Below are 17,286 nucleotides of genomic sequence, written 5' to 3' on the forward strand. Positions count from 1 at the left end.
GGAACTGCCGTGCACCTAACCGTGCATGGTTTCTCTTTTGCCTAGATTTTTCATCAATTCGGCTTCGTAGTCCAAAAGGTCTTGCCATTTTTTATCCACCTCCTCTTTGTCGCCATAATTTCGTGCAAATTTGAGGAACATGGTATAATGGTTGGCTTCACTTACCATAAGATTTCTGTAAAACTCGGAAAGTTCTTCATCGTTAATTTCTTCGGAAAGCAATCGGAACCTTTCACAACTTCTTGCCTCGATTAAGGCAGCATATAAAAGTTTGTGTACCAAATGCGTGTCGCGACTACCTCCTTTGGGAAAGAATTTCATCAATTCGATGACGTATTCGTCTTTTCGTTCTTGGCCCAAAACCCAACCTCTTTTCAGGATTTTATCGTGAACCATGTTAAAATGCCCCATTTCTTCCCGAGCTAGAGCGGTCATTTCCTTTACCAATTCCGATTTTTCAGGAAATCCAATAATCAATGAAATTGCTGTACTTGCAGCCTTTTGCTCGCAATAAGCATGGTCCGTCAAAATTTCTTCAATATTCTTCTCAACAATGTTCACCCATCGTGGGTCGGTAGGTAATTTTAGGCCAAGCATCATTCTAAATCTTTATCGCAAAGATAATCTCATAGGATTAAATAAATTCCCTCATCCCTCGTTATATTTGTAAAACCAACAGATTCTAGTCTATTCTTATGGTCCAAACCTCTAAATCATATCTTTCCGATATATTACAATTAAACCTATCAGAGTCCGAATATCAATGGTTGGTGGGTGCAACGGAAAAAATACTGGACACCAAAAGCAAAAAGGATTTATACATCACCTACAGTCTTTGTGCTTCCAAAATCCAAGACAAACCCATAGCTGATTTTGGTTCGACAGATTTCAAATGGAAGTCCTATTTGGAGGTACAAAAAGCTTCGACCTTGGAGATGACCAGAATTTTCATTTTAGTTGCTGCTTTGGAAGAAAGTGAAGATTTTTTGCAATCTGTGCAGCAATTGATTCAAGTAGCGGACAAAACGGAGCTGGAAACTTTTTTGAAGTTTTTGATTCTTTTACCGGAACCAGAGCATTTCAAGTTTGCGGCTGTTGAAGCATTACGAACCAACATTGCTACGGTATTTAATGCTATTTCGCAACATAACCCCTATCCATCTCGCTATTTTACGAGCCATGAATGGAACCAGATGTACCTCAAATCGGCATTTATGATGCAAAATTTGAAGCTAATTCCTGAAATTGAGAAAATGGCCAATGCGGATCTGACAAGAATCATTTCCGATTATGCGCATGAAAGATGGGCGGCTTCAAGAGAAATTGATCCTATGTTCTGGAGACCCGTTTCCAATTTTGTACAAGGGAATTTGGTGAATGATATAGAACGAATTTTGCATAGCGAAAATGAAAGGGAGCAAAAGGCGGGAACACTGGTCTGTTTTCACTCTACCTTGGATGAAGCCAAAGAATTACTCAAAAAATATAATGCCTATCTACCCAAAGTAGAGCGAGGCGAAATAACTTGGAAAAATTTATAGTATCATGGATGATAAATTAATGATCATAGATCCACACGTTCACATGACCTCGAGAACTACGGATGATTATGAGGCCATGGCCGCAGCGGGTGTTGTTGCCGTTATAGAACCTTCATTTTGGCTGGGACAAGCTAGAACCCAAGTAGGTTCGTTTCAAGACTACTTTAGTAGCCTCGTGGGTTGGGAGCCTTTTAGAGCCTCTCAATTCGGAATCAAACATTATTGCACCATTGGATTGAATTCCAAAGAGGCCAACAACGTTCCTTTGGCAGAAGAAGTGATGGAGTTATTGCCCTTATACCTTCACAAAGAAAATGTAGTGGCCATTGGAGAAATTGGATATGATGATCAGACCAAGGCCGAGGACCGTTTCTTTAGAGAGCAATTGGAACTGGCCAAAGCCTTTAATATGATGGTTCAGGTGCATACGCCACACCGTGACAAAAAAGCCGGAACCATTGCAAGTATGGAAGTTTGCTTGGAACACGGAATCGACCCTGGTATGGTGGTTATCGACCATAACAATGAGGAAACCGTAAAAGATGTTTTGGACCGAGGTTTTATTGCTGCATTTACCATCTACCCAAAAACAAAAATGGGAAATCAACGAATGGTGGAAGTGGTTCGAAAGTTTGGTAGCACCAATATTATTGTGGATAGTTCCGCAGATTGGGGCGTTAGTGATCCCTTGGCCGTGCCAAAAACTGCAAATTTGATGTTGCAAAATGGTATTCCACGCGAAGATGTCGTGAAAACATGTTATCAAAATGCGTTGGATTTCTTCGGTAGATCGGGAAAAATGAAAGAGGAACACTGGTTGACGCCTGAGGCCATTGACCAACGTAAACTCTATAATGAAAATAGTGTTCTTAGAGGGCAAGAGCCCAAAGTAGAGGACAACAAAATCGTTTAATGGGGCCACGCTTAAAGGCATATCTTCAGTTGTGTAGGCCTGCAAACTTACCAACGGCCGCAGCCGATATCATTGCAGGAATGTCCATTTCAGGATTATTTTTAGGTTTGTCAACCTTTGAATTTCCAATGGATGTCCCTTATTCAGCATTCCTTTTGATCATGGCATCGGTGTTTTTATACGCAGGAGGCGTAGTACTCAACGATGTGTTCGATATAGAAATTGACAAAGTAGAACGTCCTGAAAGACCTATCCCAAGTGGTGTTGTGCCTTTAGGTAATGCAAGCCTGTTCGGTTTTATTTTGTTGGTCATCGGTATTGGATTGGCTTTTTTGGCCAATATGTTGAGTGGGTATGTTTCGGTTCTATTGGCAATTGCCATACTATCCTATGACAAGTATGCAAAGCATCATTCCTTTTTTGGACCACTTAATATGGGAGTTTGCCGTGGATTGAATCTTTTAATGGGTATCACTTTGTTCGATGGTTTTGAAAACTGGCCCTACATTTTGGTTCCCATCGTATTTATTTTTGCAGTGACCATGATCAGTAGGGGTGAGGTGCACGGTAAAAACAAAGGCAATATTTTATTGGCAGGATTGTTATATGTTTTGGTATTGATTGGTATTGGAGGTCTACATACGGTTTATGCGGGAGCTAATCCAACATACCTGATATTTTTGTTGCTTTTCGCTTTGATGGTATTTAGGCCATTGGTTACCGCGTACCAAGAAAATATGCCCAACAATATCAAAAAAGCGGTAAAAGCTGGAGTATTGTCCATAATTTTATTGGATGCAGCCATTGCTGTGGCCTATTCCAATATTTTGGTCGGACTTTTAATACTTTTATTATTGCCATTATCCATTTTTTTGGCAAAACAATTTGCAGTTACATAGCATATGGACATAAGTACATTACCTACGATTCAACAAGAATTTAACGTACGGTACACATATCAGCTTCTTTTTACCCAGCATTTATTTGCATTGGAAAATCCTTTGTTTAAAAATGTGCTGGCCGCCTATCGCCCCAACGAAGCTATCAAATGTCTTTTTGTGGTGGATCAAGGTGTTTTTGATGCCCATTCAGGTCTTGAAGAACAAATACAAGCCTATTGCGACCATTTTAACCATCAAGTCCAATTCACGGAACTGATTGTGGTACCAGGTGGTGAAGCCAGTAAAAATGACCAAAACAGCGTTGATAAATGTTTGGAGGGCATCAACAATAATGCCATTTGTAGACATTCTTTTGTAGTGGCTATTGGTGGCGGTGCCGTGGTTGATATGGTAGGATATGCCGCAACCATTGCCCATAGAGGAGTACAGCTGATTCGTATACCAACCACTGTATTGTCGCAAAATGATGCAGCCGTTGGGGTGAAGAATAGCGTAAACGCTTTCGGGAAAAAGAACTTTCTGGGTACTTTCGCCATTCCATTCGCAATCATCAACGATTTGGAATTCTTGAAGACCTTGGAGCAACGCGATTGGGTGGCTGGTATCGCAGAAGCTGTGAAAGTAGCATTGATCAAGGACAAAACCTTTTTCGAATATATTGAAGCCAATGCGGAGGCCCTTGCCAATCGTGAATTGGAGCCTATGGCCTTTTTGATTCACCGTTGTGCCGAATTGCACATGGAACATATCTCCAAAGGTGGCGACCCTTTTGAAAAAGGTTCATCGAGACCCTTGGATTTTGGACATTGGTCGGCTCATAAATTGGAGTATATGACCCAATACCAAGTGCGTCATGGTGAGGCAGTGGCAATCGGAATGGCCATGGATATGGTCTATGCCAAACTCATAGGTGTTTTTAATGACGATTTGGACAGGATTTTGTCCGTTCTAAAAAAAGTCGGCTTTGACTTGGCCTTACCCTTGGAAACCGATGCCGAAATCAACGAACTCCTTAAAGGAATTGAAGAATTCAGGGAGCATTTGGGAGGCGAACTCACCATTACCCTCATTCCTGAAATCGGTAAAAAAACCGACGTACATACCATAGATTATAAGGTAATGGAGCAAGCAGCCCGAAGCTTTATGTACAAACCGCAGAACTCCTTATGAGAATTAAAGATTACCATTTAACCTATTGCACCAACATTCACGCAGGCGGTGATTGGAAAGAAACCTATACAAGCCTAAAACAAAATCTACCCTCAATTAAAAGCGATGTATCCCCAAACGAACCTTTTGGTTTGGGATTGCGTTTGAGCAATACCGCCAGTGAAGAAGTCACTGATGGGCAATTACAGGAGTTCAAGGATTGGTTAACTGAAATAGACTGCTATGTATTTACCATGAACGGGTTTCCCTATGGGAACTTCCATGGAGAACCTGTTAAAGACCAAGTCCATGTTCCCGATTGGACTACCGATAAAAGATTACAGTACACTTTAAGACTTTTCGAGCAACTGGATTTTTTAGCACCCAAAGATTTGGAATGCGGAATTTCCACGTCCCCAGTTTCCTATAAACACTGGTTCAAAAACGAAGAGGAAAAGAACAAAGCTTTTCAAATAGGAGCGGCCAATATGGTGAAGGTCGCTTTGGAACTGTATCAAACTGAAAAAAAATCGGGCAGGTACATGCATTTGGATATTGAACCAGAACCCGACGGTTTTTTGGAGAACACCCAAGAGGTACTCGATTTTTACAACACCTACCTAATTCCTGAAGCGGTCAATTTTTTTGGGCAATTAGAATTCAGTGAAGAAGAATCCGAAAGCTTACTTAAAAAATATATTACCATTTGCTATGACGTTTGTCATTTTGCATTAGCCTACGAAGAGCCAACTTCAACCTTTGAAAGGTTGGATGCAGCAGGAATTAAAATTGGAAAAATTCAGGTAAGTGCAGCTCTCAAAATACTTTTTAACGAAGAAAAGGAGGAGGAGCTTTGGGATACATTGGCACAATTTAATGAACCTGTGTACTTGCATCAGGTGACTGAAAAAGTCAATGGAAAAGTGGTGACGTATAATGATTTGCCGATGGTACTAGAGAAAAAAGCGCCATTTGATGAATTGCGATCCCATTTTCATGTACCCATTTTTTTAAAGGATTATGGCTTGTTGCAGTCTACCCAAGATCAAATAGAAAAGGTGTTGGACTATTTGAAAGAAAATTTTGTGAGCAACCATATTGAAGTGGAAACCTATACTTGGGATGTGTTGCCCGAAAAACTAAAAGTTCCCATTACCGACTCCATTGCCAGGGAATTGAATTGGATGAAATCCAGATTATAATGAAGAAAACCGTTGTCATCAATGCTGTAGGATTGACCCAAAGATTGATTGGGGAGCATACTCCGTTCATCAAGTCTTTTTTGGAAAGGGGAAAGGGCAGCGTAATTCAACCTGTGTTGCCTGCGGTTACCTGCTCGGCACAAAGCACCTACCTTACTGGAAAATGGCCATCGGAACATGGTATTGTGGCCAATGGATGGTATTTTAAGGATGAATTGGAGGTAAAGTTCTGGAGGCAGGGAAACCCTTTGGTGCAATCCGATAAAATATGGGACGAACTTAAGAAAAAGGACCAAAATTTTACTTGTGCCAATATGTTTTGGTGGTACAATATGTACAGCACTGTGGATTTTAGTGCCACGCCCAGACCCAACTATTTGGCAGATGGCAGAAAGATTCCAGATATCTACACCCACCCTGCAGCATTGCGAGATAAGCTACAAGAGAAGTTGGGGACTTTCCCATTGTTCAATTTCTGGGGTCCCAAGACCTCCATTAAATCGAGTAAATGGATTGCCGATGCAACCATTGAAATGGACAAGGAAAACAATCCGACCCTGACCTTGGTGTATTTACCGCATTTGGATTACAATCTTCAGCGTTATGGTCATGATTTTAATATCATACAAAAAGATCTAAACGAGATTGATTCGGTTGTAAAGGGTTTGGTGGAATACTACGAAGCTCAATCGTCAAACGTGGTCCTATTGTCCGAATATGGGATTACTGATGTTTCCAATCCCATCCATATCAACCGTTATTTGCGAAAAGAGGGCTATTTGGGCATTCGAATTGAACGCGGTCTCGAACTTTTGGATGCAGGGGCCAGCAAGGCTTTCGCGGTGGCGGATCATCAAATTGCCCATGTGTATCTAAGGGACCCATCCGAAAGTGACAAGCTTTATTCATACCTAAAAACGATTCCAGGGGTTGAACGCGTGATTCCAAAAGAGAAACTGGACAAAGACCATTTAAACCATGAGCGAGCAGGAGACTTTGTTTTGGTGGCCGACAAGGATAGCTGGTTCACCTACTATTTTTGGGAAGAGGATGCCGTGGCACCCGATTATGCCAGAATGGTCGATATTCATAAGAAGCCAGGTTATGATCCCGTGGAAATGTTGACCGACCCTGCAGATAAATTCACCATGCTCAAAGTGGTTTGGAAGCTGCTCAAAAAGAAATTGGGGTTCCGGACAGTATTGGACATTATTCCTCTAAAAGCCGAATTGATAAAGGGGTCGCATGGTAGAATTCCAGAAGATAAAGAAGATTGGCCCGTGCTGATTACCAATAATGCGGATAATCTAACCCAATCAGAATTACTTCCCACCGAAGTATATGAAATTCTAAAAAAACATATAACAACCTAAATTATGGAAACATTTTTCAAAATCTTCGCCATTGTTTTTACCCTCTTGTTTGGTTATGCCATAGCGGTACAATACAATGATCCCGATGCACTTAAGTGGATTTTAATCTATTTGGCCGCAGCGGTGGCCTCTGTTTTGTTTTTGATGAAAAAACTAAAGCCGGTTGTTTATTTTATTCTGACCATTTTCTTTTTGGTGCTTTTTGTGGTGTATTGGCCCGAATCGTACGAGGGAGTACAATTGGATCATGGCATGAAAACGGTAAATATTGAAGAGGGGAGAGAATCGTTGGGCTCTTTGATTGCCGCTGCGGTAATGTTGGTCCTTGGCTTGCGCACCCGATTTTTGAACAGATCAAAAGTCTAGGTCGAACGCTTTTCGAAGTAAGTCGATATTCGGGTTTTTCTCCCGAAGCTTTTCGTATTTCTCGGCAGGGGTAAAAGCAAACTTTTTGGCCACTTCTTCATTCACGGTGATAAATAAAGTAATAGAGTAGTTGTTCAGTTTTTCTTTGAGGTAATCCATCATAAGGCTTTGTTCCCGTTCAATTTCCTTTTTCATGGTATTGTTCGGTAGTTCTATCCAAATGGTGTTCTCATTTTTGAGCTTTGGAACATCACTCTGAAAATTACTGGCCAAGATTTTACGTCCCTGATTTTCCAATATATGTACCCTATCATCCCAATGTTGTTGCATAGCAGCTTCATCAAATGGGTCTTTGGGTAAGTTCGCTTCGTCTATGTCAACAGTTTTTGTGTTTACATGGGCTTTTTTCACCTTTATGCTGGATAAAGACAGTCCGGAAACACGTTTTTCAGGGCTTTTTAACTGTATCTTTTTAGGTTGATAGCCGGATTTGGGCTCGCTCACCAGTTCCTTTTCAGGTTGTGGTTTTGGAGCTACTTCTGTGGGTGCTTTTGGTGCTATTGAAACCGGTTCTTCAATCTTTTTGGTAGGAGTATCTTGCGCAGGAATCGAAGTCGTCTGACCGTTGGTGGCTTTGGGTTTATTCTTAAAATAAGAAGCTGGAATTATAAAATCAGCGTTTTTTTTTTCTCCATCAAAAGTGATGGAGGCTAATTTCATAAGGGTAAGTTCAACGAGCAGCCGCTGATTTTTACTGGTTTTGTACTTTAAATCGCAGTCGTTGGCCATGTCCAAAGCCTCTAGTAAAAATGTTGTGGAAGCTTTTTTGGCCTGTTCTTGATAGTGTTGGGCCACATCTTCGCCCACTTCCAATAAACTTAAAGTATCTGGATGTTGACATACCATCAAATCCCTAAAATGTGATGCCAAGCCTGTAATAAAATGATGCCCGTCAAAACCAAGAGAAAGTGTTTTGTTGAACAGCACCAAAAGTTCAGGGATGTTATTTTCAAGAATCAGGTCGGTTGCCGAAAAGTAAATATCGTAATCAAGAACGTTGAGGTTTTCCGTTACGGATTTACGAGTTAGTTGTTTGCCTGAAAAACTTACCACACGGTCAAAAATGGACAACGCATCGCGCATGGCTCCATCTGCCTTTTGGGCAATAATGTGAAGCGCACTTTCTTCGGCTTCAATATCCTGTTGATCGGCAATATATTTTAAATATTCGGTGGCATCTTTTACCGTGATGCGCTTAAAATCAAAAATCTGACACCTTGAAAGTATGGTCGGGATGATTTTATGTTTCTCGGTGGTCGCTAAAATAAAAATCGCATGCTTTGGAGGCTCCTCCAATGTCTTTAAAAAAGCATTGAAAGCGGATTGGGAGAGCATATGCACCTCGTCAATGATGTAGACTTTGTATTTTCCAACCTGAGGAGGAATCCGCACTTGGTCAATCAAGCTTCGAATATCGTCAACGGAATTGTTGGAAGCGGCGTCCAACTCAAAAATATTGAATGCAAAATCTTCATCTTCCCGTTCCGAACCATCTTGATTGATCTGTTTGGCCAAAATTCGGGCGCAAGTGGTTTTTCCCACCCCTCTCGGGCCACAAAAAAGCAATGCCTGTGCCAAGTGGTTGTTATCGATGGCATTGAGCAAGGTATTGGTAATGGCTTCCTGTCCCACAACATCTTTAAATGTTTGGGGGCGGTATTTCCTTGCCGATACTACAAAAGGTTCCAAAGTTGCTGCCATTGAATAATTACAAATATAAAAATAGGAGCGGGTATAGCTACGACTATCCGAATAGGAAAGTCTTTTTTTATTAACAATTAGGATTACCTTTGCCGCCAGCAGGCCACCTTATCGCTGCGAGCTTGTGTATATAGGTTCGAAGAGGAAAGTCCGGACACCGTAGTGCGGCATAGCGGGTAACGCCCGTCCGTTGAAAGGCGAGGACCAGTGCAACAGAAAGCAAGTACAGTTCGGCTGTAGTGAAATCAGGTAAACTCTATGCGGTGAAACGTCATGTAAACCAATGTTCGAGGGCTGCACGCCCGAGTTGGAGGGTAGGCGGTTCGAGCCTTTGGGCAACCAAAGGCCTAGATAAATGATAAGGAGTTCCCGAAATTAATTCGGGAAGCACAGAATCCGGCTTATGGCCTGCTTTTATATTTTTGAAGTGAGGGGATCCAACATTTAATTGAATTTCTATACGTATTAAAATCTTCCCCAAACTTTAATAATAAATCCTCCTCCTCATATTTTCTAACAACAAAATGCCATGCAAAAATACCTATTAGACAATAGATGGCTATTGAGGAAGAACGTGTGAACAATGCAATCGAAAGGCCTTGACCTATTCCACATATGGCCATTGGATTTCTAACAAAAGCATATGGGCCAGTCACTACTAAGTTTTTGGTGGCGTCTACGGGTAGAGGTGTGCCTTTTCCCTTTACGCTTAAGGTGTATCCGCTCCATAGTCCAATTGATGAAAACAAGAGAAATAGTAATATGGAAATTACTGCACGAAGATTAAATTCAATTGGAAGGGGTATTTTAGATTCTAACTTTAAAATGAAAAATGGAATTATGATTAAAAAAATTGACCAGACGAATACTATTTGAACCCCGGTTTTTAAAAGATTAACCATATTGTTGTTACTACTTGATTGTCTAAAAAAGTCAGTTTTAAAACATAGTAATACGTTAAAGACGGTGCCGAAAAGCATCAATATGGAGCTAATTTCCCCACCTCCAAATCTTAGAGTTGATGTAATGCAAAAAATAGTAGCATAGATAAATCCTCCCAGAACAATATGCTTAAGTGGGGCAAGCTCTTTATAGATTAAAATTATAGATGGCAGGGCAATGGCAATTACATCAGGTATTAAAAACGAGTAAAATACATCTTTGGTTAAACCATCAAATTTAAAGAGTGAATAAAATTCTTGGTTTTGAACAATTCCTATCCACCAAAAGAGAATGAGAACAGCTTGAAAGGAATAGGCAATATTTAAGTTAGATTTCTTCATTTGTTTCAAAGAAACTAAAAATACTTCCACCGTATTTTCGCTGTTCTGAAAATCGTGGGTGTGCAGATAAGTCCGTTTGCTCGGAATGTTCAACAATCAATACCCCATCTTCCAACAACATCTCTTTCTGAAAGACCAAATCGGGAATCTTTAAAAATTCAGAAGTTTCAAATGCATATGGAGGATCTGCGAAAATAAGGTCAAACCTTTCTGTGCTGCGCTCCAAATATTTGAACACATCTGCTTTAATCGAGCGGATGGAAAAGTCCAGTTCCCTTGCAGTTTTGGAAATATATTGAACACAACCCGGAAAGGCATCTATAGCAGTAATATCGTCAACGCCTCTGGAAGCGAACTCATAACTGATGTTGCCAGTTCCCGAAAATAGGTCGAGCACTTTAAGCTCGTTAAAATAAAAGCGGTTGTTCAGAATGTTGAAAAGAGCCTCTTTGGCCATATCCGTGGTCGGACGCACGGGCAATTTCTTGGGAGCGGTGAGTCGCTTTCCTTTATGTGTTCCAGAAATGATACGCATTTATAATGCACTTAAAATAGAGAAGTCGATACTTTCGTTTTCCAATTCATCAATAGGAAAACTAGGATTGCTGGGCACAAAAACGGAAAGGTGTTTTACGTATTGATAGCATAGTTCGTAAATAGGGTCGCCTTCTGAAATGGCCCCGAACAATTTGAGGTGCACTTTCTCCAAATTAACTTGCAACTGTTCCAAACTGAACAATAGGTAATAAAGAAAATCTTCCTTGGTCTTGAATTCGAATTGATTGTAAAATTGCAGTTTTTTATCCGCAATCACCATCATTTCCATTTCCTTTTCCGAAACCTGAACATAACAAATGGGTTCGCTTCCTATTCTGTTTTGGTTTAATAGGGTCGAAATCAAAACGGTACCACTGTGCTTAAACTCAAATTCCCCAAAAAGCTCGAAAATATAATTGTTGATGTTAGTGTAAGGTATGTACACGTTCACCAGTTCTTGATTGGGAATCTCGTCGTAAGCGATATGGTCGTTTGCCATTATTTTGGCATTAAACTTCAGATAATTGGGCAACTCTGCTTCATTAAAAAGAGGTTTGGGCACCAAACTGAACATGTTGTTTTTATGAATGACCAATACATCCGAAAAGTTGCGACCTATATCACCTTGATCACTGAGTTTAGCTTTGAGTTCCTTTAATAAAAGGTAGGGGGTAGCGTGTGTGTTGAACCGAACTTTTTCAAATGCCAATATTTTATTGGTGATGGTGTCCGATACACAAAAAGAAAGTCCATTCAAGCCAGCTTGAATGGACAATTTCCTATAGGTGGTATTTTTTACTTTCTGTTCTATAGTTAGTTGTTTTTCCTATCGTAAATAGGGGGCCAGTTTCCATTGGTGCTCACATCGGTCAACGAACCTACTTTAATTTCGGTACCATTAACTTCCTCTACACTTTGGTGCGCCTTTTCTTTTTCCAACAAATCTTGTGGTTGGTCGTAAAGCACAACTTCTTTCTTCACTTTAGCTTCAAATACAGGAGCTTTGTAACCACTCTTGTCGATAATGTCAGCTTTCATTTCAAACTTCTCATTATTTTGGGCATAGGGAACATCCATCATGTTTTTATAACGGGTGTCAGCTCCGAAAAGAGAATCTTTAACACTTACAGTGCCCAAAGTATCAATAATGATGGTATCTTGTTGCATGTCAATTTGATATGCTCTGTCATACCTCATGAAAGATGAATCACGTTGGGTGGTAATGGTGTAATTACCAGTGTCGATAAATTGAATAAGGCTCTGGAAATCATTCGCATACTTCCCATTAACGGTTTTGTAAGCTTCTTGTGAATTTCGAATGTCTTTAAGTTTGGCAATAACTTGAGAAAATCTTTCTCTTCTAACTTTGTTGAATTCGATGGGGGCATTGATGGATTGATAGATCATGTAACCCAGGTAAATGCTCAAAAGTCCGAAAACAATTACCAAAACTGGTTTGATTTTTTGAGGTAACAACCTGTCAATCAAGAATACTAGCCCTACGGTTACAAGGCATATTAAAACAACAATAAGAATTAAATTTAACATATCTGATACAGTCTTTCAAAGTTAATTTAGTGGTTACTGACAAATCTACAATTTTTTTTTAATCACGAAACTTTTTGCTTTAAAAAACCGTGCTATATTTAGAGCTCATGAAGGATTTTAACACACCTGAATTTCTTAAGATTTTAACTGAAAAATTTCCCCATACACCTACCCTAAAACAAGGTTTGGCACTTAAAAAGTTGGCTAGCTTTGCTTTAGATGGAAAAAAGGATCAAGTTTTCCTGTTGAAAGGATTCGCCGGAACCGGAAAAACCACCCTGATCGCCACATTGGTAAATAATTTATGGAAAATGAAAATGAGTGCCGTTTTAATGGCACCCACGGGTAGAGCTGCAAAAGTAATGTCCGTTTATTCCGGCAACAAGGCTTTTACTATCCATAAGAAAATTTATTTTCCAAAAAAGCAATCAGGTGGAGGAATCCAATTTGTATTGGCACCGAACAAACACCGCAATACCTTATTTATTGTCGATGAGGCATCGATGATTCCAGATACCCCGGCCGACTCCAAACTCTTCGAAAATGGTTCCTTGTTGGATGATTTAATGTATTATGTACACTCCGGTCATAATTGTAGGCTGATTTTGATTGGCGATACTGCCCAATTGCCACCCGTAAAGTTGGATTTAAGTCCAGCATTGGATGAAGACCGCCTCTCCTTAAATTATGATAAGGAAATAGAACATTTGGAATTGGATGAGGTAATGCGCCAAACTGAGAATAGTGGCATACTTCATAATGCAACCTTATTAAGGGAGCAACTGCAATCTGAATTTTTCGAAGATTTCAAGTTTGATTTGGCACATTATAAGGATATAGTCCGCTTAATCGATGGCAATGAAATTCAGGAGGCCATTGATTCATCCTATTCTGAAAATGGAAAAGAGGAAACCGCCATAATTGTACGTTCCAATAAAAGAGCCAATCTCTACAATCAAAATATTAGGGAGCGTATTCTTTTCTTGGAAAACGATATTGCCGTAGGGGATTATATGATGGTGGTAAAAAACAATTATTTCTGGTTGAAGGCCACTTCAGAAGCTGGGTTTATTGCCAACGGTGACATAATAGAAATTCTGGAGCTCTTCGCCATTAAAGAATTATATGGATTCACTTTTGCAGAAGTAAAAGTAAAGATGGTGGATTATCCCAATCAAAAACCATTTGAAACCGTCCTTTTATTAGATACCATCAATGCGGAAACACCATCCTTATCCTATGAAGATGGAAATAGTTTATACCAAGAGGTGATGAAGGATTACGCCCATGAAAAATCAAAATACCGTAAGTTCTTAGGAGTCAAGAACAACCGGTTCTTTAACGCATTGCAAGTGAAGTTTTCCTATGCCATAACCTGCCATAAATCACAAGGAGGGCAGTGGGATACCGTTTTTGTGGAGCAACCTTATTTGCCCAACGGGGTGAGCAAGGACTATTTGCGTTGGCTCTATACGGCAGTCACCAGGGCCAAAAGACAACTCTATTTAATAGGTTTTAAAGATGATTTTTTTCTTGACTAGGAAAAACTTACTTTAGACATCACCATGAACATTGAACCAGATACTATAATCAGCATATTTTTAGGAATTGGACTGGCGGCCTCTGTGGGCTTTCGTGTTTTTCTACCTCTTTTTGCCTTGAGTTTATCGGCATATTTAGGGATTTGGGAACTCAACGATAACTGGCAATGGATTGGTAGTTTAACAGCATTGGTAGCATTGGGTGTGGCCACTTTGGTTGAGATATTCGCCTATTTTATACCTTGGGTGGACAATGCCCTGGATAGTTTGGCCATTCCGTTGGCCGGTATTGCAGGTACAGCGGTTATGGTGTCCACAGTTGCCGATTTAGACCCGGTTGTAACTTGGTCCTTGGCTATAATTGCGGGCGGCGGAACGGCAACCGCCATAAAGGGTGCCAACGCGGCAGGGAGGTTAACATCTTCGGCTACTACGGGAGGATTGGCCAACCCATTGGTGGCTACGGTAGAGACAGGTGCTGCCGTGGCAGTGTCTACGGCATCCATTTTAGTGCCACCGATTGCTGCCATATTGGTCATCATCATTTTGGTGATTATCTTTAGGATATATAGAAAATTGCGACCCAAGGCATAACATAAAATCAACAATAGAAAGTGAAAATAATTTCCATGATTCCGGCGCGATACCAAGCCTCTAGATTTCCTGCCAAACTGATGCAGGACCTGGGCGGCAAACCGGTAATTGTTCGCACCTACGAAGCTGCCGTTCAAACAGGACTGTTCGATGAGGTTTGCGTGGTGACCGACAGCCCTATTATTTCAGATGTAATTTCTGAAGTAAATGGTAAGGTGATCATGAGCAAGAAAAAGCACGAAAGCGGAAGTGACCGTATTGCCGAAGCCGTGGAGGATTTGGAGGTGGATATTGTGATCAATGTACAAGGTGATGAGCCTTTTATTGATGCGGAAAGCCTCGAGAAGATTATAAAGGTATTTAAAGAGGATCGCGAAATGGAAATCGACTTGGCATCCCTTATGACACCGATTACGGATTGGGATGAAATTTCTAACCCCAATACGGTAAAGGTAATTGTCGACAACCAAAATTTTGCACTCTATTTTTCTCGTTCCCCAATTCCTTATCCTCGTGATAAGGAGGTAGAGGCCACCTATTATAAACATAAAGGAATTTATGCCTTTAGAAAAAGTGCCCTCATGGATTTTCAGCGATTGCCCATGTTGCCTTTAGAAGCCAAGGAGAAAATTGAAGCGATTCGATTTTTGGAGTACGGAAAAAAAATTAAAATGGTGGAAACCCATGTCACCGGAATCGAAATTGATACGCCAGAAGATTTAGATCGCGCCAGAAAAGTATGGAAGTAGATTTTTCGAACATAAAGGTAATTGGTTTTGACGCCGACGATACCCTTTGGGTCAACGAAACCTATTTTAGGGATACCGAGGAGAAGTTCGCTGAACTTTTGGAGGCCTATGAAACCAAAAACAAGATAGACCAAGAGCTGTTTAAAATGGAAATGGCCAACTTGGACACTTATGGTTATGGGATCAAAGGGTTTATGCTTTCCATGATCGAATCGGCTTTAGATCTCTCCAATAACCAAGTGTCGCAGTCCACCATATCCGAAATTTTGAATCTGGGGAAAAAGATGATTTCCCATCCGGTGGAGTTATTGGATGGTGTGGAAGAGGTACTTTCAAAGTTAAAGGGTAAATACCGCTTGATCGTGCTCACCAAAGGTGATTTGTTGGACCAAGAACGCAAACTGGATAAATCGGGGCTTTCCCAATACTTTCATCATGTGGAAGTGTTGAGCGATAAAAAGGAAAGCAATTACAGTAGTTTGCTGGAGCATTTGAACATTGATGTAAACGAATTTTTAATGATAGGCAATTCCCTGAAATCGGATGTGTTGCCCATTTTAAATATAGGTGCCCAAGCTGTGCACGTGCCTTTTCACACCACGTGGGCGCACGAAATGGTTGCAGAAGATGAAATGGTGAACAACCATTTAAAATTGAACAGCCTAAAAGATATTTTGAAGTATTTGGACAACTAATGAAGCTAGATAATAAATTGAAGAATAATTTTATTACCCAAGATATGAAGACCCAATTTCGAAATTTCCCTATGGTACCAAGAGTTATTTTTGGTTCAGGAAGTTTTTCCCAATTGGGTGATATTTTATTGCCCAAACGAAAAAGTTCCGAGGCACCATTTATCTTTTTGGTGGACGATTTTTTCGAAAATGAGGAATTTGCATCCATGGTGCCCACCATGTTCAACGACGAGATAATTTTTATTTCGGCGGATGAAGAACCCAAAACGGCCCAAGTGGATGCCTTGGTGAACCAAATACGGGAAAAATATACGGAACTCCCATCTGGAGTTATCGGAATAGGGGGTGGAACCCTATTGGATTTGGCCAAGGCAGTATCCATTCTCCTTAATAATAAAGGGATGGCAAAAGATTACCAAGGATGGGATTTGGTGGGCAAACCAGCACTATATCACGTTGGAGTGCCAACCATAAGTGGAACCGGTGCCGAGGTTTCCAGGACCACCGTTTTGTTGGGTCCAGAGAAAAAACTGGGAATCAATTCCGACTACACCACTTTTGACCAGGTACTTTTAGACCCGGATTTCACCAAGACCGTTCCCAAAGACCAATGGTTCTATACCGGGATGGATTGTTTTATCCATTGTGTGGAGTCGTTAACGGGAACCTACCTTAATGCCTTTAGCCAGAGTTATGGCGAAAAATCCATGGCGCTTTGTAAAGAGGTTTTTCTTGGTGATATTTCTGAGAGTGAATCAAGGGATAAATTAATGATGGCTTCTTGGCATGGTGGAATGAGTATTGCCTATTCGCAAGTGGGAATCGCCCATGCAATGAGTTACGGTCTTTCCTATTTGTTGGGAGTTAAGCACGGTATTGGAAACTGTTTGGTGTTTCAGCATCTGGGAGAATTTTATCCTGAAGGCGTTGCACTTTTCAATCAAATGATAGAAAAACATGGGATTGAATTGCCAACAGGAATTTGTGCCAACCTTACCCAAGAAGATTTTGATGTGATGACAGGTGTTTCCCTTAGTTTGGAACCACTTTGGGAAAATGCGCTGGGTAAAGGTTGGAAAAAAACCATCACACCAGAACGCCTACAGCAGATGTTCCAAAAAATATAGGTTAA

General features: G+C 40.6%; 17 protein-coding genes, 1 other RNA gene and 1 pseudogene. 13 read left to right on the top strand and 6 right to left on the bottom strand.

Annotated elements, in window-relative coordinates:
- Positions 1-15: 15 nt before the first annotated feature.
- Entirely contained in the window at positions 16-597 is a 582-nt protein-coding gene (locus tag ABT310_RS11390; RefSeq protein WP_375326179.1) for a tRNA-(ms[2]io[6]A)-hydroxylase, read from the bottom strand.
- A 98-nt stretch (positions 598-695) separates the two neighbouring features.
- Between ABT310_RS11390 and ABT310_RS11395 the strand changes: the two genes are divergently transcribed.
- The 7 genes from ABT310_RS11395 to ABT310_RS11425 are packed head-to-tail and all read left to right on the top strand — an operon-like array spanning position 696 to position 7,446.
- Positions 696-1,541, top strand: coding sequence for an EboA domain-containing protein (locus ABT310_RS11395; protein WP_375324012.1), 846 nt, complete (start codon positions 696-698; stop codon positions 1,539-1,541).
- A gap of 4 nt (positions 1,542-1,545) precedes the next feature.
- A complete protein-coding gene (locus ABT310_RS11400; protein WP_375324013.1) occupies positions 1,546-2,454 on the top strand; it encodes a TatD family hydrolase in 909 nt (302 codons plus the stop codon).
- Positions 2,454-3,353, top strand: a complete 900-nt coding sequence (eboC, locus tag ABT310_RS11405) for a UbiA-like protein EboC (RefSeq protein ID WP_375324014.1) — start codon at positions 2,454-2,456, stop codon at positions 3,351-3,353. The genes ABT310_RS11400 and eboC overlap by 1 nt, the downstream gene beginning before the upstream one ends.
- Before the next feature lie 3 nt (positions 3,354-3,356).
- A complete protein-coding gene (locus ABT310_RS11410; protein ID WP_375324015.1) occupies positions 3,357-4,526 on the top strand; it encodes a 3-dehydroquinate synthase in 1,170 nt (389 codons plus the stop codon).
- Complete coding sequence (gene eboE / locus ABT310_RS11415; RefSeq protein WP_375324016.1) at positions 4,523-5,707, top strand: metabolite traffic protein EboE; 1,185 nt, start codon at positions 4,523-4,525, stop codon at positions 5,705-5,707. Before ABT310_RS11410 ends, eboE begins: the two co-directional genes overlap by 4 nt.
- Positions 5,707-7,080, top strand: coding sequence for an alkaline phosphatase family protein (locus ABT310_RS11420; RefSeq protein ID WP_375324017.1), 1,374 nt, complete (start codon positions 5,707-5,709; stop codon positions 7,078-7,080). The genes eboE and ABT310_RS11420 overlap by 1 nt, the downstream gene beginning before the upstream one ends.
- Positions 7,081-7,083: 3 nt before the next feature.
- On the top strand, positions 7,084-7,446 hold the full coding sequence (locus ABT310_RS11425) for a transmembrane 220 family protein (protein WP_375324018.1): 363 nt from the start codon (positions 7,084-7,086) through the stop codon (positions 7,444-7,446).
- Here the strand turns inward: ABT310_RS11425 and ABT310_RS11430 are convergent.
- Positions 7,435-9,195, bottom strand: coding sequence for a DNA polymerase III subunit gamma/tau (locus ABT310_RS11430; RefSeq protein WP_375326180.1), 1,761 nt, complete (start codon positions 9,193-9,195; stop codon positions 7,435-7,437). The two genes, ABT310_RS11425 and ABT310_RS11430, sit on opposite strands and share 12 nt — an antisense overlap.
- A gap of 107 nt (positions 9,196-9,302) precedes the next feature.
- Here ABT310_RS11430 and rnpB point away from each other — a divergent pair.
- Positions 9,303-9,626: RNase P RNA component class A (gene rnpB / locus ABT310_RS11435), an RNA gene on the top strand.
- An 81-nt stretch (positions 9,627-9,707) separates the two neighbouring features.
- Here rnpB and ABT310_RS11440 read toward each other — a convergent pair.
- The 4 genes and pseudogenes from ABT310_RS11440 to ABT310_RS11455 form a co-directional block, all read right to left on the bottom strand.
- Positions 9,708-10,490 (bottom strand): annotated as a pseudogene (locus tag ABT310_RS11440) (methyltransferase family protein); the annotation flags it as partial.
- Positions 10,477-11,025, bottom strand: a complete 549-nt coding sequence (locus tag ABT310_RS11445; RefSeq protein ID WP_375324019.1) for an RsmD family RNA methyltransferase — start codon at positions 11,023-11,025, stop codon at positions 10,477-10,479. The pseudogene ABT310_RS11440 and the gene ABT310_RS11445, both read right to left, overlap by 14 nt.
- Complete coding sequence (locus ABT310_RS11450; RefSeq protein ID WP_375326181.1) at positions 11,026-11,838, bottom strand: DUF3822 family protein; 813 nt, start codon at positions 11,836-11,838, stop codon at positions 11,026-11,028. It lies immediately after the preceding gene.
- A 2-nt stretch (positions 11,839-11,840) separates the two neighbouring features.
- Positions 11,841-12,488, bottom strand: coding sequence for a hypothetical protein (locus ABT310_RS11455; protein ID WP_375326182.1), 648 nt, complete (start codon positions 12,486-12,488; stop codon positions 11,841-11,843).
- Positions 12,489-12,682: 194 nt separating this feature from the next.
- On the opposite strand from ABT310_RS11455, the gene ABT310_RS11460 reads away from it, so the two are divergent.
- From ABT310_RS11460 to ABT310_RS11480, 5 genes are read left to right on the top strand one after another with little or no spacing between them, the layout of a single operon-like run.
- Positions 12,683-14,116 (top strand): ATP-dependent RecD-like DNA helicase, encoded by a 1,434-nt coding sequence (locus ABT310_RS11460; RefSeq protein WP_375324020.1) that lies wholly within the window; start codon positions 12,683-12,685, stop codon positions 14,114-14,116.
- 30 nt (positions 14,117-14,146) lie between these two features.
- Positions 14,147-14,710 (top strand): DUF4126 domain-containing protein, encoded by a 564-nt coding sequence (locus tag ABT310_RS11465; RefSeq protein WP_375326183.1) that lies wholly within the window; start codon positions 14,147-14,149, stop codon positions 14,708-14,710.
- A 35-nt stretch (positions 14,711-14,745) separates the two neighbouring features.
- Positions 14,746-15,459 (top strand): 3-deoxy-manno-octulosonate cytidylyltransferase, encoded by a 714-nt coding sequence (kdsB, locus tag ABT310_RS11470; protein WP_375324021.1) that lies wholly within the window; start codon positions 14,746-14,748, stop codon positions 15,457-15,459.
- Positions 15,450-16,154, top strand: a complete 705-nt coding sequence (locus ABT310_RS11475) for an HAD family hydrolase (protein WP_375324022.1) — start codon at positions 15,450-15,452, stop codon at positions 16,152-16,154. Before kdsB ends, ABT310_RS11475 begins: the two co-directional genes overlap by 10 nt.
- Positions 16,154-17,281, top strand: coding sequence for an iron-containing alcohol dehydrogenase family protein (locus ABT310_RS11480; protein WP_375324023.1), 1,128 nt, complete (start codon positions 16,154-16,156; stop codon positions 17,279-17,281). The genes ABT310_RS11475 and ABT310_RS11480 overlap by 1 nt, the downstream gene beginning before the upstream one ends.
- Positions 17,282-17,286: the final 5 nt, after the last annotated feature.

Origin of the sequence: Flagellimonas cixiensis (assembly GCF_042134615.1) — a bacterium.
Taxonomy (GTDB): domain Bacteria; phylum Bacteroidota; class Bacteroidia; order Flavobacteriales; family Flavobacteriaceae; genus Flagellimonas; species Flagellimonas cixiensis.